Annotated in this window: 13 protein-coding genes, 4 tRNA genes and 1 pseudogene; 14 read left to right on the top strand and 4 right to left on the bottom strand. The window is 60.9% G+C overall.

All coding sequences use genetic code 11. From position 1 onward, the window contains the following. Nucleotides 1-323: 323 nt before the first annotated feature. Nucleotides 324-3,172 (top strand): annotated as a pseudogene (uvrA, locus tag ACRHIG_RS04195) (excinuclease ABC subunit UvrA). Between the two features lie 141 nt (nt 3,173-3,313). On the opposite strand, the gene ACRHIG_RS04190 reads toward uvrA, so the two are convergent. Then, nucleotides 3,314-5,185, bottom strand: a complete 1,872-nt coding sequence (locus ACRHIG_RS04190) for a phosphoenolpyruvate carboxykinase (GTP) (RefSeq protein ID WP_489629451.1) — start codon at nt 5,183-5,185, stop codon at nt 3,314-3,316. 328 nt (nt 5,186-5,513) lie between these two features. Here ACRHIG_RS04190 and ACRHIG_RS04185 point away from each other — a divergent pair, with 328 nt between their 5' ends. Next, nucleotides 5,514-6,527 (top strand): D-2-hydroxyacid dehydrogenase family protein, encoded by a 1,014-nt coding sequence (locus ACRHIG_RS04185; RefSeq protein WP_489629450.1) that lies wholly within the window; start codon nt 5,514-5,516, stop codon nt 6,525-6,527. Here the strand turns inward: ACRHIG_RS04185 and ACRHIG_RS04180 are convergent. Continuing rightward, a complete protein-coding gene (locus ACRHIG_RS04180) occupies nt 6,515-7,288 on the bottom strand; it encodes an L-asparaginase (RefSeq protein WP_230542133.1) in 774 nt (257 codons plus the stop codon). The genes ACRHIG_RS04185 and ACRHIG_RS04180 overlap by 13 nt on opposite strands. Before the next feature lie 151 nt (nt 7,289-7,439). Between ACRHIG_RS04180 and ACRHIG_RS04175 the strand changes: the two genes are divergently transcribed. Then, nucleotides 7,440-7,925 carry an asparaginase domain-containing protein gene (locus ACRHIG_RS04175; RefSeq protein WP_034781194.1) on the top strand — a complete coding sequence of 162 codons (486 nt, stop codon included), beginning with the start codon at nt 7,440-7,442 and terminating at the stop codon, nt 7,923-7,925. Nucleotides 7,926-8,444: 519 nt separating this feature from the next. After that, a complete protein-coding gene (locus ACRHIG_RS04170) occupies nt 8,445-11,213 on the top strand; it encodes a TonB-dependent receptor (RefSeq protein WP_489629449.1) in 2,769 nt (922 codons plus the stop codon). A 133-nt stretch (nt 11,214-11,346) separates the two neighbouring features. Here ACRHIG_RS04170 and ACRHIG_RS04165 read toward each other — a convergent pair whose 3' ends face one another. After that, nucleotides 11,347-12,243, bottom strand: a complete 897-nt coding sequence (locus tag ACRHIG_RS04165) for a recombination-associated protein RdgC (RefSeq protein ID WP_034754435.1) — start codon at nt 12,241-12,243, stop codon at nt 11,347-11,349. A gap of 116 nt (nt 12,244-12,359) precedes the next feature. Then, a complete protein-coding gene (dinB, locus tag ACRHIG_RS04160) occupies nt 12,360-13,544 on the bottom strand; it encodes a DNA polymerase IV (protein ID WP_489629448.1) in 1,185 nt (394 codons plus the stop codon). Between the two features lie 162 nt (nt 13,545-13,706). On the opposite strand from dinB, the gene ACRHIG_RS04155 reads away from it, so the two are divergent. From ACRHIG_RS04155 to ACRHIG_RS04110, 10 genes are all read left to right on the top strand, one after another. Then, on the top strand, nt 13,707-13,934 hold the full coding sequence (locus ACRHIG_RS04155; RefSeq protein WP_489629447.1) for a hypothetical protein: 228 nt from the start codon (nt 13,707-13,709) through the stop codon (nt 13,932-13,934). Continuing rightward, the gene (locus tag ACRHIG_RS04150) at nt 13,931-15,877 is read left to right on the top strand and encodes a S9 family peptidase (protein WP_489629446.1); all 1,947 of its coding nucleotides are present in this window, start codon (nt 13,931-13,933) and stop codon (nt 15,875-15,877) included. The genes ACRHIG_RS04155 and ACRHIG_RS04150 overlap by 4 nt, the downstream gene beginning before the upstream one ends. Nucleotides 15,878-15,975: 98 nt before the next feature. Continuing rightward, nucleotides 15,976-16,051: transfer RNA gene (locus ACRHIG_RS04145), tRNA-Val, on the top strand. A 54-nt stretch (nt 16,052-16,105) separates the two neighbouring features. Continuing rightward, nucleotides 16,106-16,182, top strand: a tRNA-Asp gene (locus ACRHIG_RS04140). Nucleotides 16,183-16,399: 217 nt separating this feature from the next. Then, nucleotides 16,400-16,475 (top strand) — tRNA-Val (locus tag ACRHIG_RS04135). A gap of 57 nt (nt 16,476-16,532) precedes the next feature. Continuing rightward, nucleotides 16,533-16,609: transfer RNA gene (locus ACRHIG_RS04130), tRNA-Asp, on the top strand. 99 nt (nt 16,610-16,708) lie between these two features. Further along, nucleotides 16,709-17,347, top strand: coding sequence for a hypothetical protein (locus ACRHIG_RS04125; protein WP_489629445.1), 639 nt, complete (start codon nt 16,709-16,711; stop codon nt 17,345-17,347). Next, nucleotides 17,274-17,813 carry a hypothetical protein gene (locus ACRHIG_RS04120; protein ID WP_489629444.1) on the top strand — a complete coding sequence of 180 codons (540 nt, stop codon included), beginning with the start codon at nt 17,274-17,276 and terminating at the stop codon, nt 17,811-17,813. Before ACRHIG_RS04125 ends, ACRHIG_RS04120 begins: the two co-directional genes overlap by 74 nt. Next, entirely contained in the window at nt 17,804-18,430 is a 627-nt protein-coding gene (locus ACRHIG_RS04115; protein WP_489629443.1) for an ABC transporter ATP-binding protein, read from the top strand. The genes ACRHIG_RS04120 and ACRHIG_RS04115 overlap by 10 nt, the downstream gene beginning before the upstream one ends. A 135-nt stretch (nt 18,431-18,565) precedes the next feature. Next, the gene (locus ACRHIG_RS04110) at nt 18,566-18,913 is read left to right on the top strand and encodes a CzcE family metal-binding protein (RefSeq protein WP_475416668.1); all 348 of its coding nucleotides are present in this window, start codon (nt 18,566-18,568) and stop codon (nt 18,911-18,913) included. Nucleotides 18,914-18,948 lie beyond the last annotated feature (35 nt).

Below are 18,948 nucleotides of genomic sequence, written 5' to 3'. Positions count from 1 at the left end.
AAACGACGATTATAAGCGACCACGCGGCGCAAAGCATCCGCTTTCTAACGGACGCCAGCTACCGCGCGGCAACACGTTTTTTTCACGGCAGGTGAAAACAAGAAACTTGAATACTGGTATTATATACAGTGTTTAATCGTCTGCACGCATCTGTATCAAACTTTGCCGGGGCACGTTCTCGGGGTGGCGCAATCCGCCCGTGGCTGCCTCAGGCATGCAGAGCAAAACCCGGCTATAGTAACAGGTTGACCCGTTGTGGCTGCCTCATCTGGCAGTTCCCGCAATGCGCCGGCCGCACCACTCACTGAAAGCAAGGCAATCACATGGAACAGATCCGCATTCGCGGCGCTCGCACGCATAACCTCAAGAATATCAATCTCGATTTGCCGCGCAATAAGCTGATCGTGATTACCGGCTTGTCCGGCTCCGGCAAGTCGTCGCTGGCCTTCGACACCCTGTACGCGGAAGGCCAGCGCCGCTACGTCGAGTCGCTGTCGGCCTATGCGCGCCAGTTCCTGCAATTGATGGAAAAACCGGACGTCGACCTGATCGAGGGCCTATCACCCGCCATCTCCATCGAACAGAAGGCAACGTCGCACAACCCGCGCTCGACGGTGGGCACCGTGACGGAAATCCACGATTATCTGCGCCTGCTGTATGCGCGCGTAGGCACGCCCTACTGCCCCGACCACCCGGAAAACGCGCTGGCCGCCCAATCCGTGTCGCAAATGGTCGACGCCGTGCTGGCCATGCCGGAAGACACCAAGCTGATGATACTGGCGCCCGTCGTCGCCAACCGCAAGGGCGAACACGTGGATCTGTTCGAGCAGATGCAGGCACAGGGCTTCGTGCGCTTCCGCGTGCAGAGCGGCACGCATGCGGCCAAGATCTATGAAGTCGATGACCTCCCGAAACTAAAGAAAACGGAAAAACACACGATCGACGTCGTCATCGACCGCGTCAAGGTGAACCAGGACATCAAGCAGCGCCTGGCGGAAAGTTTCGAAACGGCCCTGCGCCTGGCCGACGGCCGCGCCATTGCCTACGAAATGGATACCGCCCAGGAACACGTGTACTCGAACAAGTTCGCCTGCAATGTGTGTGGCTACTCCCTGCAGGAACTGGAACCGCGTCTGTTCTCGTTCAACAACCCGATGGGCGCCTGCCCCGAATGCGACGGCCTGGGACACATTGAATTCTTTGACCCGAAACGCATCGTCGCGTTCCCCAATCTGTCGCTGGCGTCGGGCGCCGTCAAGGGCTGGGACCGCCGCAACCAGTTTTACTTCCAGATGCTGTCGAACCTGGCCGCCTTTTACGAATTCGACCTCGACATGCCGTTCGAGCAGCTGGACCTGAATTCACAGCAAGCTGTGCTGTACGGTTCCGGCAAGCAAGTGATCCCGTTCAGCTATGTCAACGAACGGGGCCGCACCGTCATCAAGGAACACACGTTTGAAGGCGTGGTCAACAATCTGCAGCGCCGCTACCGCGAAACGGATTCGATGGCCGTCAAGGAAGAACTGGCCAAGTTCATCAATGAGAAATGCTGTCCCTCATGCGATGGCGCGCGCCTGCGCGTGGAAGCGCGCTTCGTCAAGGTCGGCACCGGCAAGCAGCAGCGCGCCATCTATGAAGTGGCGGGCAAACCGCTGCGCGAGACGCTGGAATTCTTTGAAAAGCTGAAGTTGACGGGTGCCAAGAAAGAGATCGCCGACCGCGTGGTCAAGGAAATTATTTCGCGCCTGAAATTCCTCAATAATGTGGGCCTCGATTACCTGTCGCTGGACCGCAGCGCCGACACGCTCTCCGGCGGCGAAGCACAGCGCATCCGTTTGGCATCGCAGATCGGCTCCGGTTTGACAGGTGTCATGTATGTGCTCGATGAGCCGTCGATCGGCTTGCACCAGCGCGATAATGACCGCCTGATCGAAACCTTGAAACACTTGCGCGACATCGGCAACAGCGTGCTGGTGGTCGAGCATGACGAAGACGCGATACGCACGGCCGACTACATCGTCGACATGGGCATCGGCGCGGGCGTGCACGGCGGCGAGATCATCGCCGAAGGTACCTTGTCCGACATTCTCAAGAACAAGAAGTCGCTGACGGCGCAGTACCTGAACGGCAAGCTGAAGATCGCCGTACCGGCCAAGCGCCACGCCAGCAATCCGGAAAAGCAGCTGGTCATTACTGGCGCGACGGGCAACAATCTGAAGAAAGTCTCGCTGAGCTTGCCGGTGGGCCTGATGACGTGCGTGACGGGCGTGTCCGGCTCGGGCAAGTCCTCGCTGGTCAACGATACCTTGTATCCGGCCCTGTCGCGCCATCTGTACGGTTCACAGACGGAGCCGGCGCCGCACGAGTCGATCAGCGGCCTGGAGCACTTCGACAAGGTCATTTCCGTCGACCAGGCGCCGATCGGCCGCACTCCGCGCTCGAATCCCGCCACATATACAGGTTTGTTTACGCCGATCCGCGATTTGTTCTCCACCGTGCCGACGGCCAAGGAACGGGGCTACAGCGCGGGCCGCTTCTCGTTCAACGTGAAGGGCGGACGCTGCGAGGCGTGCCAGGGCGATGGCGTGATCAAGGTCGAGATGCACTTCCTGCCCGACGTCTACGTGCCGTGCGACGTGTGCCATGGCAAGCGCTACAACCGCGAAACGCTGGAAGTGCAATACAAGGGCAAGAACATCACGGAAGTGCTGGGCATGACGGTGGAAGAGGCGCATGAATTCTTCAAACCGGTACCCTTGATCGCGCGCAAGCTGCAAACCCTGCTCGATGTGGGCCTCGGCTACATCAAGCTGGGCCAGAGCGCCACCACCCTGTCCGGCGGCGAGGCGCAGCGCGTGAAACTGTCGCTGGAACTGTCCAAGCGCGACACGGGCCGCACCCTGTACATCCTCGATGAACCGACGACGGGCTTGCATTTCCACGACATCGACTTGCTGCTGAAAGTCATCCACCGCCTGCGCGACCAGGGCAACACCCTCGTCATCATCGAGCACAACCTGGACGTCATCAAGACGGCCGACTGGATCGTCGACCTGGGCCCCGAAGGGGCGCCGGCGGCGGCCAGATCATCGCCACGGGCACGCCGGAAGACGTGGCATTGAACCCGGCCAGCGTGACGGGCAAGTACCTGGGGCCGCTGCTCAAGCAGTAAGATGGCAGCCCAATAAAAAACGGCGCGGATTGCTCATGCAATCCGCGCCGTTTTTCTTTTGCTAGCACCCCAGTCATTGCCGGCGTGTCGTTTATCGCACGCCAGTCTTTGCCGGCGTGTTTCTCCCCCACTACTAAACGCTTACTCAGCCAAACGCTTTTCCAGCGCAGCCTTGTGATCTGCCAATTCTTGCGGGAGATGATACGCGAGTTTTTCAAACAACTGCGTATGCAATTTCAATTCTTCCACCCACGCGGCCTTGTCGATCGAGGTGATGGTGTCGAACTGCTCCTGCGTGAATGGCAGGCCATCCCAGTTCAGGTCGCCATACTGCGGCGTCGTGCCGAACAGGTTTTCCACGCCGCCCGCCTTGCCCTCGATGCGCTCCAGCATCCATTTCAGCACGCGCATGTTGTCGCCAAAGCCAGGCCAGACGAACTTGCCAGCCTCGTCCGTGCGGAACCAGTTGACGCAGTAGATCTTCGGCAGGGCAGCCGGGTTGACCTTGCCCACCTTGACGCCCATGTCCAGCCAGTGCTGGAAGTAATCGCTCATGTTATAGCCGATAAACGGCAACATGGCAAATGGATCGCGGCGCACGACGCCCATCTGGCCCACGGCGGCAGCCGTCGTTTCCGAGCCCATGGTGGCGGCCATGTACACGCCTTCGACCCAGTTGCGCGCTTCGGTGACGAGCGGCACGGTGGTCGAGCGGCGGCCGCCGAAGATGAAGGCCGAGATCGGCACGCCGGCCGGATCGTCCCAGGCCGCATCGATGACGGGGTTTTGTGTTGCAGCAACAGTGAAGCGCGCATTCGGATGCGCCGCCTTGGTGCCGGACGCCGGCGTCCAGTCCTTGCCCTGCCAGTCGATCAGGTGGCTTGGCGCTTCCTTGGTCAAGCCTTCCCACCAGACGTCGCCGTCGTCCGTCAGCGCCACGTTGGTGAAAATCGTGTTGTCGCGCATGGACGCCATGCAGTTGTAATTGGTTTTTTCGTTAGTGCCCGGTGCCACGCCAAAATAGCCCGCTTCCGGGTTGATGGCGTACAAACGGCCATCGGCGCCCGGCTTGATCCAGGCGATATCGTCGCCGATGGTAGTTACTTTCCAACCGTTAAAACTTGCCGGCGGGATCAGCATGGCGAAGTTGGTCTTGCCGCAAGCGGACGGGAACGCTGCCGCGACGTAATGCTTCTTGCCTTCCGGCGATTCCACGCCGAGGATCAGCATGTGTTCGGCCAGCCAGCCCGGGTTGTTGTCGGACGCTTGCGCTTCCTGGTAGCCCATGTTCGAGGCGATGCGCAGGGCGAAGCATTTCTTGCCCAGCAAGGCGTTGCCGCCGTAGCCGGAACCGAAGGACCAGATTTCGCGCGTTTCCGGGAAATGCACGATGTACTTGGTGCTGTTGCACGGCCATTTCACGTCTTGCTGGCCGGCGGCCAGCGGCGCGCCCACGCTGTGCACGCACGGCACGAATTCGCCATCGGTGCCCAGCACGTCGTACACGGCACGGCCCATGCGGGTCATGATCTTCATGTTGACGGCGACATACGGCGAATCGGACAGTTCCACGCCGATGTGGGCGATCGGCGAGCCGAGCGGCCCCATCGAGAAGGGCACCACGTACATGGTACGGCCGCGCATGCAGCCGTCGAACAGGCCGTTCAGGGTGTGGCGCATCTCGCCCGGATCGGTCCAGTTGTTCGTCGGGCCGGCCGCTTCTTTCGTTGCCGAGCAGATATACGTGCGGTCTTCGACGCGCGCCACGTCGCTCGGGTCGGAGCAGGCCAGGTAGGAATTCGGGCGCTTGTCGGCATTCAGTTTTTTCATGGTGCCGCTGGCAACCATCTCGGCGCACAGGCGCTCGTACTCTTCCTGCGAGCCATCGCACCAGTAGATGCGGTCCGGCTTGGTCAGCGCGGCAATGTCGGCCACCCAGTTGATCAGTTTCTGTTGTTTAATATAAGCTGGGACGTTGAGTGCGGCGACGCCACCCATGACGGGCTGATTCATATTACCTCCAATACCAATAAAAGAAATTCTGGTCATTCCGGCAAGACAGGCAGCATCGTTGAGAGTTGGCTGCGGCTCACTGCGGGCGGGGTGCTCACGCGGGCAGGGCTCTGGAGTCGTTTACCTGGATCATGCACCCAGGCTGCAGGAACAGTTTGCGCTATAACTATAATCAGGAAGCTTTAAAAGTGCCGGCGATTGTACACCCGCGTAACGGCTATTCTCGCAAAAATGTAGGAGAATAGCTTGACTAATGTAGTAGGCTATTCAGCATTTCCCGTATCCTGTTATTTCCCTACCAAATCTTCACTAAAATCGGCCATCCACCATGAAAATTGCCATACTCGATGACTACCAGGATGCCGTGCGCGGCCTCGATTGTTTCCAATTGCTCGATGGCCACGAGGTCAAAGTGTTCAGCAATACGGCGCGGGGCCTGGGCCAGTTGGCCATCCGCCTGGCGCCGTTCGACGCGCTGGTGCTGATACGCGAACGCAGCAGTTTCAACCGGGCCTTGCTGTCGAAACTGCCGAACCTGAAACTGATATCGCAAACGGGCAAGGTCAGCGGACACATCGACGTGGCGGCCGCCACGGAACTGGGCATCGCCATCGCGGAAGGCATCGGCTCGCCCACGGCGCCGGCCGAACTGACGTGGGCGCTGATCATGGCGGCGCAACGCAAGATCGTGCCGTACGCGCAACATTTACAGGAAGGGCTGTGGCAAACGTCGTCAATCGAGCCGGCGCGCAACACGCTCGGTACGGTATTGAAAGGGCGCACCCTGGCGATCTGGGGCTACGGCAAGATCGGGCAATTGATCGCCGGCTATGGCCGCGCCTTCGGCATGACCATCCTCGTGTGGGGCAGCGAAGCGAGCCGCACGGCGGCCGTGGCGGCCGGCGACACGGCAGCACCATCGCGCGAGGCCTTCTTTGAACAGGCCGACGTGCTGAGCCTGCACCTGCGCCTGTCCGACAAGACACGCGGCCTGGTCACAGCCGAGGACCTGGCGCGCATGAAACCAAACTCGCTTTTCGTCAACACCAGCCGCGCCGAACTGGTGATGGAAGGCGCGCTGGAAGCGGCGCTTCAGATGGGACGTCCGGGCGCCGCCGCGCTGGACGTGTTTACGGATGAACCCTTGCCGCCCGGCTCGCCATTGCTGCTGCTGCCGAACGTGCTGGCCACGCCACACCTGGGCTACGTCGAGCGGGACAGCTATGAACTGTATTTCCGCTACGCCTTGCAAAACATTGTCGATTTCATGCAGGGTCAATGCACGCGCCTGCTCAATCCGGAAGTACTGGCGCACGCGCGCCAAGCCCCTCAGGAGCGCTGAAAGCCCTTGATCAGGTCGGGCTCGCCCGTGAGGCGGATGGCGGGCGCGGGCAGCACGTGCCGGCCGCGCCACAGGCCGGCCCAGCCGGGCGGCCAGGCGATGTCCTGGCCGGCATACGGCGCCACGCCGGCGCGCACGGCCACGACCGGCACGGGCGGCATGTCGGGCAAGGGCTCGCCCGGGGTGCGCGGCATGTCCAGGCTGTACATGTAATTGGGCAACAAGGCGTCGCAAACGCGGCCAAACCAGTCGGTGTGGTCGTCGTCGCGCCCCAGCGCCTGCGCCAGGCCTTGCGGATCGAAACGGGCCAGGGCATCGATCAGCTCGCCAGTGGTGGCGCCGGGCGTATCGCCCCAGCCCATCACGGGGTTGACGTTGTAATCGGCGCCCGAGCCATACCAGCCTTCGCGCCACGGCCGCTGCATCCAGTCGCGCGGCCCCGTGAACAGATGCCAGCGCCAGTGCAGGCCGGACGGCTTGGGCCAGGAATACAGATACAGTTTCTGATAACCGGCCTGGTGCAGCTCGCGCACCATGGCCATCAGGCGCGCGTGCGGCATGCGGTCCGGCGGCGCGCGGCGAAACAGGATCGCTTCGCCATCGGCGAACTGCACGTCGTCCGTCGACAGGTTCAGGTCCAGGGTCCGCGCTTCGCTGCCGAAACGGGCGGCGATCCAGCCCGTCAGCAGATTGACGGACGTGATCACCCCGTAGCCGCGGTGGCGGTGAAAAATAACGGTACCGGGAGCGAGCGCTTTCATACGGAGTCGGGGTGGCAGGCAAACAAAGAAACCAGTGTACTCACAGATGGCTGAATTTTCCAGGTGCGATGCGCACCGGCCCGCCATTCACGCAAGGGACACAATCCACGCTATCATGCGCGTCATTCTCCACTGACATCGTGACCACATCATGACTTTGCGCATACTCGCCACCGGCGGCACTTTCGACAAACACTACAACGAATTGAACGGTACCCTGGGCTTTTCCGACAGTCATTTGCCGGCAGCGATTGCCCGTGCGCGCATGACGGCACCCGTGGCGCTGGAGCAACTGCCACTGCTCGACTCGCTCGACATGCAGGATGCGGACCGCCAGCGCGTGCTGGCCTCGTGCCGCGCGGCGCAGGAAAAAGCCATCGTCATCATCCACGGCACCGACACCATGCGCGAAACGGCGCAAGTGCTGGGCGCGGCGAACCTGCAGCAAACGGTGATTCTCACGGGCGCCATGATTCCCTACGAAATCGACAATTCCGATGCCCTGTTCAACCTGGGCTTTGCCTGCGGCGTGGCGCAAACCTTGCCGGCCGGCGTGTACGTGGCCATGAACGGCCAGATCTTCGCTTGGGACAATGTGCAAAAGAACCGCGCCGCCGGCGTGTTCCAGCCCTTGTAAACGATGACAAAGCACAGGGGCACAAACCGGCCGGCAACGGCCTGACCGACACTCTGTCACAATTCGACCCGCCCGCTTTCAGCGGGCTTTTTTTACGTTTTTTAACCTTTCAGAAATTCTGCATAGCAACACTTTTCCTCGAATTATTGTAGGCAAAACATCGAATTGCCAATACAATAATTTTATGTTGTAAAAAAACGCCATTCATCATTTTTTAAAACATCGATATATTGAAATATAAAACTGTAATTTAACAAATAAATCAAACATTCTTCAGTATCTACAATTTATTGCCAAATCGGACACGGTTGACATGCATTTTTCCTTGCTGAGAAGACATAATGTTTGCCTCGACAAGTCAAAAGTGCATTTATAACAATATTGCACTAAGTAGTCTTCCACCTCCCCCGACGTGGTTCCGCCTACCGTACACGCCTCCGCTGGCCCTCTATCCGATGGCCTGAGCGGTGCTCGTGTACTGCTTGTCGTTATTAAAACTACTACGGAGTAATTGTTACAATGGCATTTAAAGAAAAAATCGGCGTACGCAGCGTACGCCTGGCCCTGACCGTACTGGCAGGTAGCGTCTTGTTCTCCGGCCAATCCATGGCGGACGAAGCAATTCAAAAAGTGGAAATTACCGGTTCGAGCATCAAGCGTATCGCTGTCGAAGGCGCCCTGCCTGTGCAGCGCCTGTCGCAAGAAGCGATCGCCAAATCGGGCGCCACTTCGGTAGCCGACCTGATCCAGGCCCTGCCAGCCATGCAAGGCTTCACCATCGGCGCAGTCGCTGCCGGTTCCGATTCGGGCGGCAATACCAGTGCATCGCTGCACGGTATCGGCGAGTCCTATACCCTGGTGCTGTTGAACGGCCGCCGCATCGCGCCACAAGGCTCCGGCACCACGGTCAACCTGAATGCCATCCCAATGAGCGCCGTTGAGCGCGTCGAAATCCTGACCGACGGCGCTTCGGCCCTGTACGGTTCGGACGCCATCGCCGGCGTACTGAACTTCATCCTGAAGAAAAACCAGCAAGGCGCCACCCTGGAAGCCACCTATGGCGGTCCGGAAGACAAGGGCGGCAACGCCTGGAACACCAGCGTCACCTACGGTTTCGGCGACCTGGACGAAGACCGCTTCAACGTGCTGCTGTCGTACCGCCACGACGAGCAGTCGAAACTGCGCGCCACCGACCGCAAGTTCGCCGCTACCTCGTATGTGCCATTCAGCCGCAACGGCAACAACTATGTCTGGGACCGCACCAGCACCTCGGCCTCGCCAGCAGGCGCCACTGTTGCATACAATAGCGGTGCTAAATCGACCGCCTTCACGCCTTACCTGGCGATGAACGGCAAGTGCCCTGAAGACTCCTACAAGACGACCAGCAATACGCGCGCTTGCGGCTTCGACACGGGTTCCACTGTGGAAGTCGTGCCGCAATCGAAACGCGACAGCCTGTTCTCCAAAGCAACGTACAAGCTGAACGACAACCTGAACGCGTTCGCCGAACTGGCCTACTCGCGCTATGACCTGACGGCGCGTATCGCCGCCAATCCGATCCCCATCTCCATCGCGCAAACGGTGAAAGATCCTGTCACAGGCGTTGAAAAGCTGGTGTTCAGCAATCCATCTGCCTACGCTAACTACGTACAGCCCTACCTGTCGCCAGCGCAACAGGCAGACATCAAATCGATCACGGCCAACTACCGCAGCACCGACTTCGGCCTGCGCGCCAGCAACACCATCACCGAGACCAAACACATGGTCATCGGTGTGGAAGGCGAACTGGGTGCGTGGAACTTCGAAAGCGGCCTGACCTGGTCGCAAAACTCGATCGATGAGCGCTACACAGGCGGCTACCAGAAAAACCAGGCATTCAAGGACATCCTGGCCAATCCGGACTTCAATCCGTTCGCAACGACGCAAAAGCCATCCGTGCAAGCACAGGTCGCTGGCGCGCAGTTCGTCGGCTCCGTGCGTACCGCATCGACCACGATGCGCGGCATCGATACGCACGGCTCGCGTGAATTGTTCAGCCTGCCAGGCGGCAAAGCCAGCCTGGGTATCGGCGGCGACTATCGCACCTATATCTATGAGCAATCGCCAGGCGCCACCGGCGATGACATCTACAGTTTCAACACCAAGGCCGCCTACGACATGAGCCGCGACACCTACGGCGCGTTCGTCGAGTTGCTGGCACCGCTGACCAAGTCGTTCGAAATGACCGTCGGCGGCCGTCACGATACCGTCAAGGCAATCGATGACAAGCTGTCGAACAAAACCATCGGCAAAAAAGACAGCGCCAATACCTACAAGGTATCGGCACGCTGGCAGCCGGTACAGACCGTACTGATCCGCGGTTCCTACGGTACGGGCTTCAAGGCGCCAAGCATGCTGGAGATCGCTCAGCCACTGGTCAACGCCAGCTTTACCGCCAAGAAATTTGACTGCCCATACCCAGGTAACGCACTGTGCCGCGCGGAAGCCACGCAATACAACGCCGTATCGCAAGGCAATCCAGATCTGCAATCGGAAAAATCGAAGCAGTTCACCCTGGGCTTCCGTGTCGAGCCTAGCTCGGCCTTCTCGTTCGGCGCCGACCTGTGGGATGTGAAACTGCGCAATGCCGTATCGGAAATCACCGAAGAGCAGGCATTTGCCGATCCGGTCAAGTATGCAACAAGCTTCACGACCTACCAGGAGCCATCGACCGGCGATACCTACTACGCGTTCAAGAAACTGTCGGTCAACGTCGGCAAGAAGGAATACCGTGGTATCGACTGGGATCTGTCGGCCAACCACAAGTTTGACTTCGGCAAGCTGACCGCCCAACTGAGCGGCACGCACATGTTGCACGCCAACTACACCAAGGCAGGCAGCGATAACGTGTTCACCAGCAACATGAACTTCTTCGGCGACACCAACGAAGTCACGTTCCGCAACCTGATGAAGCTGACGACGACCCTGGATACGGGCCGCCTGAGCAACACGGTCACGGTCAACTACCGTAACGGCTACACCGACGCAGCCGCTACCGTGTACAACCTCGCTACTCAGAAAGAAGAGAAAAACTTCCGCCTGCAAGTACCGTCGTACACCACGTTCGACTGGCAAGCACGTTTCGCCTTTGACAAGCAAACCACGATACGCGCAGGTATCAAAAACCTGTTCGACCGTGCACCGCCGCTGTCGCTGCGCGCGTCGTCGGGCCACCAGGTCGGCTTCGACCCACGCTACGCCGATCCAATGATGCGTTCGTTCTACATCACCGGCAACTACAAGTTCTAATTTGACGTTGTGAATTAGCTTGTCTGGAAAGCGCCTTGCACTTCACCGTGCAAGGCGCTTTTTTTATGCGCCCGCATATTGCACAGACGAAAAAAGGAGCCGAAGCTCCTTTTCCATACCGATATAACTGCTTTTATGCAGTCGCTTCGCCGCCCAGCGCTTCGACCACGTCGGCCATCAGCTTGGAGAGCTCGCCCGTCATCAGCATCACGTCGCCGTCGAAACGCTCTTCGTCGTTCTTCGTGCTCGATTCCGTTTCCTTGATCACGTCCAGCGGCTTGACGCTCTTGATCGCCAGCGACTCCGTCAGCACGAACGAGATCTTGTCGTTCCACGTCATGGCCAGGCGCGTGCACTGCTTGCCGGCCGCGATGTGGCGGCGCACGTCGTCCGCTTCCAGCGTGTGGCGCACATAGCGCACGGTGGCCTTGCTCTCGCCCGTGGCGCGCAATTCCGTGTCCATGTCGACCGTGAAGCCGGCCGGCGCGTCGTCGGCCTGCAGCCATTCCGTCATCACCGCTACGGGTGAGCGCTGCACGCGCAGGCTTTCCAGCGGCAGTTTATCGACGGCTTTCAGCAGCAGCTTGATGACTTCATCGGCCTTCGCCGGGCTGGCGGCATCGACCACCAGCCAGCCGTTGACGGGGTCGATCCACGTCCAGACGTTGCTGCGGATGCTGAAGGCGCGCGGCAGCAGCTCGTCGGCCACGCGTTCCTTCAATTCCTTCATGGCCTTTTTACCAGGCGCAAAGCCTTGCGCTTCTTCCATCTCGGCGGCACGGGCCTTGGCCACCTGGTTGATGACGGTCGCTGGCAGCAATTTCTTTTCCGTGCCCAGCAGGATCAGCATTTGCTTGTTGACCACGTGGACCAGGCCGCCGTTCGGGCGCGGCGTATCCCAGCCCTGGCGCATCAGATCCATGCTGGTCGCCGGCGTAAATTTGTTCGAGGACAAGGCCTCTTCCAGTTGTTCTGGCGTGTAAGCCCACGGTGCGGGCAGGCGGTAAATCTGAAGATTCTTGAACCACATAGTTTTTGTCTTCCGTTTGTTTCAGTAGTGCCAGGGGAACGCCATTCTACACTTTCGACGTGAAAATGCCGTCAAAAGCGCCGTCTGGCGCGGTATGTATCTTGTAGGAAACGCCGCTACAGGGCGGGAAACAGCTCCGCCTGGGCTGGTGCCTGCCGCGTCACGACGGCCGGATCGGACAAGGTCGAGATGCGCACGCCCAGCAGGCGGATTTTCTTGTCAAATGGCACGCGCCGCAAACAGTCGCGGCTGGCGCGCAGGATGGCGGCGGCGTCCGCCGTGGCGCTGGGCAGGGTGATGTCGCGCGTCACCGTGCTGAAATCCTCGAAGCGCAGCTTGATGCCCACCGTGCGCCCCGCCAGCGACTGCTTGTCGAGGTCGCCCGCCACGCGCGTGCACAGGCTTTCCAGCTTTTCCGACAGGGTGGCGCGGTCGCGCACCACCTGCAAGTCGCGCTCGAACGTCGTTTCGCGGCTGACGGACTTGGTTTCCCGGCTCGTCTGCACGGGCCGCTCGTCGATGCCCAGCGCCGCCTGGCGCAGCCAGCCCGTGTACAGGTCGCCGAACTGCGTGCGCAGCATGGCCATGTCGGCCCGCGCCAGCTCGCCGATGGTGACAATGCCCAAGGCTTCCAGCTTGGCCGTCGCCTTCGGGCCGATGCCATTGATCTTTTTCGCCGGCAAGGGCCACACGCGCGTTTCAATATCCTCGGGCGACAAAATGGTCAGACCGTCGGGTTTTTCCAGGTCGGAACAGATTTTCGCCAGCAATTTGTTCGGCGCCAGGCCGATCGAGCACGACAGGCCCGTCGCCTCGAACACGGCCGCCTTCAGGCGCGCCGCCATGGCCGGTGCCTGCTCGCCATGTTCCGTCAGGTCGACATAGATTTCATCGATGCCCACGTTCTGGATGATGGGACACAACTGCGCCACGGCTTGTTTGAAGCGGGCCGAATAGTCGCGGTAAGCCTCGAAATCGGCGGGCAGCAGGATGCTGTCGGGCGCCAGTTTCGCCGCCTTCATGATGCCCATGGCGGAAAACACGCCGAACGCGCGCGCCGCATAGGTCGAGGTGGTGACGACGCCGCGCCCCACATAGTCGCGCATGCGCGCGAATTGCCGCGTGCCGTCTTCCTGCAGCACGGGCTGCTGCAGCCGGCCGCCGCCGATCACCACCGGCTCGCCGCGCAATTCGGGATATTTCAGCAATTCCACGGACGCGAAGAAGGCGTCCATGTCCAGGTGGGCTATCCAGCGGCGGGCGGCAGGCGGCTCGGGAAGTGGGGAGGCAGATGTGGTCAAGGGCACCTCGCGGCGGAATGCAGTTAAATACTGTTGTTATATACAGTATCGCTGGAAATGCCCGTGGATGCAAGCGCCGCGCCGTGTTGACTGAAATCATGATTGGCTTTTCTATTTAGCAAGAATAGAATTGCTGCACAACAACGAACCGAAGGAGTTGCCTTGTCCACCGCACATCACGCCTTGCGCCGCATTGCCGCCTGCTCATCCATCCTGCCGGCCCTGCTGCTGTCCACGCTGGCGCCATCCGCGCTGGCCGCCGACGCCACCACCACCGCTGCCACTCTGTCCGCGCCCATCGCCGCCAAGACGGCCTGGCAGGAAACACGCCACGGCACCGTCGTCACGGACGACTACCGCTGGCTGCAAAAAAGACCGATCCTGCCGTGATCGACTACCTGAATGCGGAAAACGCCTATACGGCCGCCGTCACGGCCCCGATCCAGCCGCTGGCTGACAAGGTGTATGCCGAAGTCAAGGGACGCATGCAGGAAGTGGACCTGTCCGTGCCTGCGCGCCAGGGCAACTTTTACTATTACACGCGCGTGGAAGCGGGCAAGCAATATCCGATTCACTGCCGCCGCCCCGTCGGCGCCGGCGGCGCCTACGATGCGCAGGCGTTTGAAGAAATCCTGCTGGACCAGAATCAATTGGCCGAAGGCCACAAATTCTTTGCCGTGCGCGCGTTTGCCATCAGCCCGAATGAACAATTGCTGGCCTATACCACCGACACGACGGGTTTCCGCCAGTACGAGCTGCATGTCAAGGATTTGAAGACGGGCAAATTGCTCACGGACAGCATGCCGCGCGTGACGTCCGTGGCCTGGGCGGCGGACAATGCCACCCTGATGCTGGCGCAGGAAGACGCCACCACCAAGCGCTCGGACCGCGTGTTCCGCCTGGCCCTGGGCGGCGCGCCGCAACAGGTCTACCACGAGCCGGTGGAACAGTTCGCCATCCATGTGGACCGCACGCACGACAGGCAGTTCTTCGTGCTCACTTCGGGCAGCACGGATACGAGCGAAGTGCTGCTGCTGCCAACGAGCAAGCCGCAAGGCAGTTTCCAGAGCGTGCTGAAACGCGAGAAGGGCCACCGCTACGGCGTCGAGCACCGCGACGGCCAGCTGTACATTCTCACCAACAAGGATGCGAAGAATTTCCGCGTCGTCAGCGCGCCCCTGTCTGCGCCGCAGCCGAAGAACTGGAAGCCCGTCGTGCCGCACAACAAGGATGCCGTGATCCAGTCCATCGACGTCTTCCAGGGCTATCTGGTGGTGATGGAAAAGGCGCGTGCCTTGAACCGCGCGCGCATCTTTGATTTTGCGCAAAAGAACTGGAAGACGGTGCAGTTCGACGACCCCGTCTACCTGGCCACGGCCGTCGGCACGCCGGAGTTTTCGGCCACGCAATTTCGCATGTCGTACCAGTCGCCTGTCACGCCGCCCACCATCATCGATGTCAGCATGAAGGATGGCCAGCGCACGGTACTGAAGCAGCAGGAAATCGTCGGCGGCTTTGACGGCAGCCGCTACACCACGCAGCGCCTGTGGGTGAAAGCGCGCGATGGCGTGCAAGTGCCGCTGTGGGTCGTCTACAAGAAGGGCGTCAAGCTCGACGGTTCCGCGCCGCTGCTGCTGTACTCGTACGGTTCGTATGGCATCTCGACGGAAGCCACTTTTTCCATCAGCCGCATCAGCCTGCTGGAGCGGGGCGTCATCTATGCGCAAGCGCATATCCGCGGCGGCACCGACATGGGCGAAGCGTGGCATGAAGACGGCATGCTGATGAAGAAGAAAAACACCTTCCATGACTTCATCGACAGCGCCGACTACCTGGTGCGCGAAAAATGGACGAGCCCGAACCACCTGATCATCCAGGGCGGCAGCGCCGGCGGCTTGCTGATGGGCGCCGTCGTCAACATGCGCCCCGAACTGTTCCACGCCGTGCACGCGGCCGTGCCCTTCGTCGACGTGATGAACACCATGATGGACGCCAGCCTGCCGCTGACCACGGGAGAGTACCTGGAATGGGGCGACCCGAACCAGAAGGCGGCCTACGACTACATGCTCAGCTACTCGCCCTACGACAACATTGCCCGCAAGAATTACCCGGCCATGCTGGTGACGACGGGCCTGAACGACAGCCAGGTCATGTACTGGGAACCGGCCAAGTATGTGGCCAAGCTGCGCGCCTATAAAACGGACGGCAATCCCCTGCTGCTGAAAACGAATATGGGCGCCGGCCACGGCGGCGCGTCGGGCCGCTATAACGCCATTGCCGAAAACGCCTTCAATATGGCGTGGATGCTGTCGCAGTGGAATATCACAGAATAATGTGAAAAAGCGCTTGCAGAAGGATTTTAGCCATCCTATAATAGCGCCTCTTCCAGACGTGGTGACAAACGTCGGGATGGTTTTCTGAGACAAGCAACGGGTGCTTAGCTCAGTTGGTAGAGCGGCGCCCTTACAAGGCGTAGGTCGGGAGTTCGAGCCTCTCAGCACCCACCAAATCAGAAAACTGTCCAGTGCTTCATGGATCAGCAACACAGATCATACGAGCTTGGAGTGGTAGTTCAGTTGGTTAGAATACCGGCCTGTCACGTCGGGGGTCGCGGGTTCGAGTCCCGTCCGCTCCGCCAATAAAAGAAAAGCCCTTTGGTTCCTGGAACCGAAGGGCTTTTCCCATTTCAGCAGCAGAAATCACGCCAGTACTCCCTTCCTTGAACATTTTTGCGCTTTTCAGCAAAAAAACTGCCATTCCCCCTCAAGAATAGTTGCACAAGCACGAAAGCGCCCCCTATAATAGTGCCTCTTCCAGACGTGGTGACAAACGTCGGGATAGTTTTCTGGGTATGCGGGTGCTTAGCTCAGTTGGTAGAGCGGCGCCCTTACAAGGCGTAGGTCGGGAGTTCGAGCCTCTCAGCACCCACCACCAATACAGAAAATTATCCAGTGCTTCATGGATCAGCAACACAGATCATACGAGCTTGGAGTGGTAGTTCAGTTGGTTAGAATACCGGCCTGTCACGTCGGGGGTCGCGGGTTCGAGTCCCGTCCGCTCCGCCAATAAAAGAAAAGCCCTTTGGTTCCTGGAACCGAAGGGCTTTTCCCATTCTGGAACAGCAAATGCACTAGAATCAGCGCTACCCTGACTCAGTCCACGCCTTGATGCGCCTGCCCCGCAGCTTTTCCCCCTACCTCGCCCTGCGCTTGCGCCTGGCCCATCATGCTTTGCTGCAATTTGCCGCCAGCCTGGCCAGTTCCATGGAGATTCTCGTGTTCCTGGCCGGTCCCGTCCTGCTGGGCTTGCTCAGCGTCATCGCCCTGCCCGGCTTTCTCGCCGTGACGCACGCCTGGCCCACGGCGCTGGCCATCCTGGGTGCGCAGGCGTTGCTCACTTGCCTGCCCGCCTGGCTGCTGCGCAAGCGATTGCTGCCGGCGCATACCGCCGCCTGGCTGCGCCAGCTGCCCTTGCCGCCGCGCCTGCGCTGGCAAGCCGATGTGGCCGTGGCCGGCCTGCTGATGCTGCCGCTGGGCCTCGCGTACGCCGTCTCGGCCAGCATCTGGCTGCTGCAGTCGCCGCCCTGGCTGCGCCCGGTCGTCGCGCCCGGCATAGCCGCCACCCTCGCCGCCTGGCTGCTGGCCTGGCTGCTGACGACGCTCATCATGGCACAGCGCCTGCGCGCGCCGCACCCCGCCCAAAGGGCGCGGGCGCCCACGATGAGCACCTATGTGCCGCAGCCCCCGTTGGCGCAGCGTCTTCCTGTGGCGCCAGCTGTTCTGGCTGCCGTTCTGGCGCAATGAAAATGTGATTGGCCTGCAGCAAAGCGTGCTGCTGGCTACGGCCGGCGCCAGCATGCTGGCCTGGCTGCTGCGCGCGCCCCTCGTGCCCGCGCCGCTGCTCGGTTTACTGGCCAGCGCCAGCCTGGTCATTGTGACGGACCGCGGCGACAAGGCCGTGCGCGAGCAGATCGCCGTGCTGCGCCCCGTGCTGAACGCCTGGCCCCTGGCCAGCACGGCCCTGACGCGCCGGGCTTGCGCGGCCAGCCTGCTGCCAGCGTTTGCCGTGCTGCTGGCCGCCGGCGTCTTGCTGTACGCCACCGATCCCGCCGCCTTGCAGCAGCGCGCGACCAGGGTGTATGCCATCACCGCCAGCGTCGCCCTGCTGGCCATCGTCGGCCTGCCCCGCCTGACGGCACGCGGGCGTGTCGCCCTCGTCGTCCTGTCCATCCTTGCCTTGAGCGCCATCGGAAGCGAATTATGGAATTGAATGCCTGTCGTCCCACTCTGCACATCGAGCACCTCGATTTTCACTTCCCCACGCACAGCGTGTTCCAGGGATTCAACCAGCAATTCGGCCCCGGCGTCACCTGGCTGCGCGGCGCCAACGGCGCCGGCAAGACAACCCTGCTGAAGCTGGCGGGCGGCGCCCTGCTGCCCGCGCGCGGCGCCATCCGCCTGAACGATATCGACAGCGGCTTCATGCCGCTGGCCTACCGCGCCCAGGCCTTCTATTGCGGCGGCGATGCACCCGCCCTGCCCTGGCTGCAGGTGTACGAGTTTCTCGACCTGCACCTGGCCCTGTACCCGGGCAGCGACCAGGCCCTGCTGAACGATGAGCTGAGCGCGTTTGCCCTGCTGCCAACCTTGCAGCAAAGCATCAACGCCCTCTCGCTGGGCCAGCATAAAAAACTGCAGCTGGCCTTGGCCCTGGCCTTGCCCGTGCGCCTGCTGCTGATCGATGAGCCGTTCAATGGCCTCGACGCGGCCGCCATGGCTTACTTGCGCGCGCGCCTGGCCGAGCCATCGCGCCTGGCGCGCCAGTGCATCGTGCTGACCAGCCACATGGCGCCGGACGTGCCGCTGGCGGCCACCGTGGAAATATAGACAGGAAATACAGCTTTGCAGATCGGCCAAGAACCGCTTACGATGCCGTGTTGCAAAAACCGGCGATCCCGGTGCAGCCACAACGACAACATGGCGCGCTTATTCGGCGCGCCAGGCTAATTCTTGGAGATTGATATGTTGAACACCCACCGCAGCGCCCTGGCCATCCTGTGCGCCGCCCTCACCACCGTTGCCACCTCGGCGATCGCCGCCGGCCCCACGGGCACGGCCGCCGACTATGGCAGCAGCGCCCCGCACGCCGCCGCCCAGCGCAGCATCGAGCTGCAGCCCGATACGCGCCACATCAACGTCACGCGCGGCGAAACCGTCACCATCGCGCGCGCCGGCCAGCGTTTTACATGGCACGTGCAAACTTTTAACAACAAGACCGTCTTCGCCCTGGCCGAGATCGCACCGAAGGACATGGCCGTCGACGGCATCGCGGTGTACGTGGCCGCCAATCCCCTGTACGCGGGCAGTTAAGTTTCTTTTACGCATAAAAAAACCGGAAGGGCCTC

The sequence above is a fragment of the Janthinobacterium sp. C22 genome (assembly GCF_057919405.1).
The sequence above is the reverse complement of the archived record's forward strand: the minus strand, read 5'-3'. Positions and strand labels throughout refer to the sequence as shown.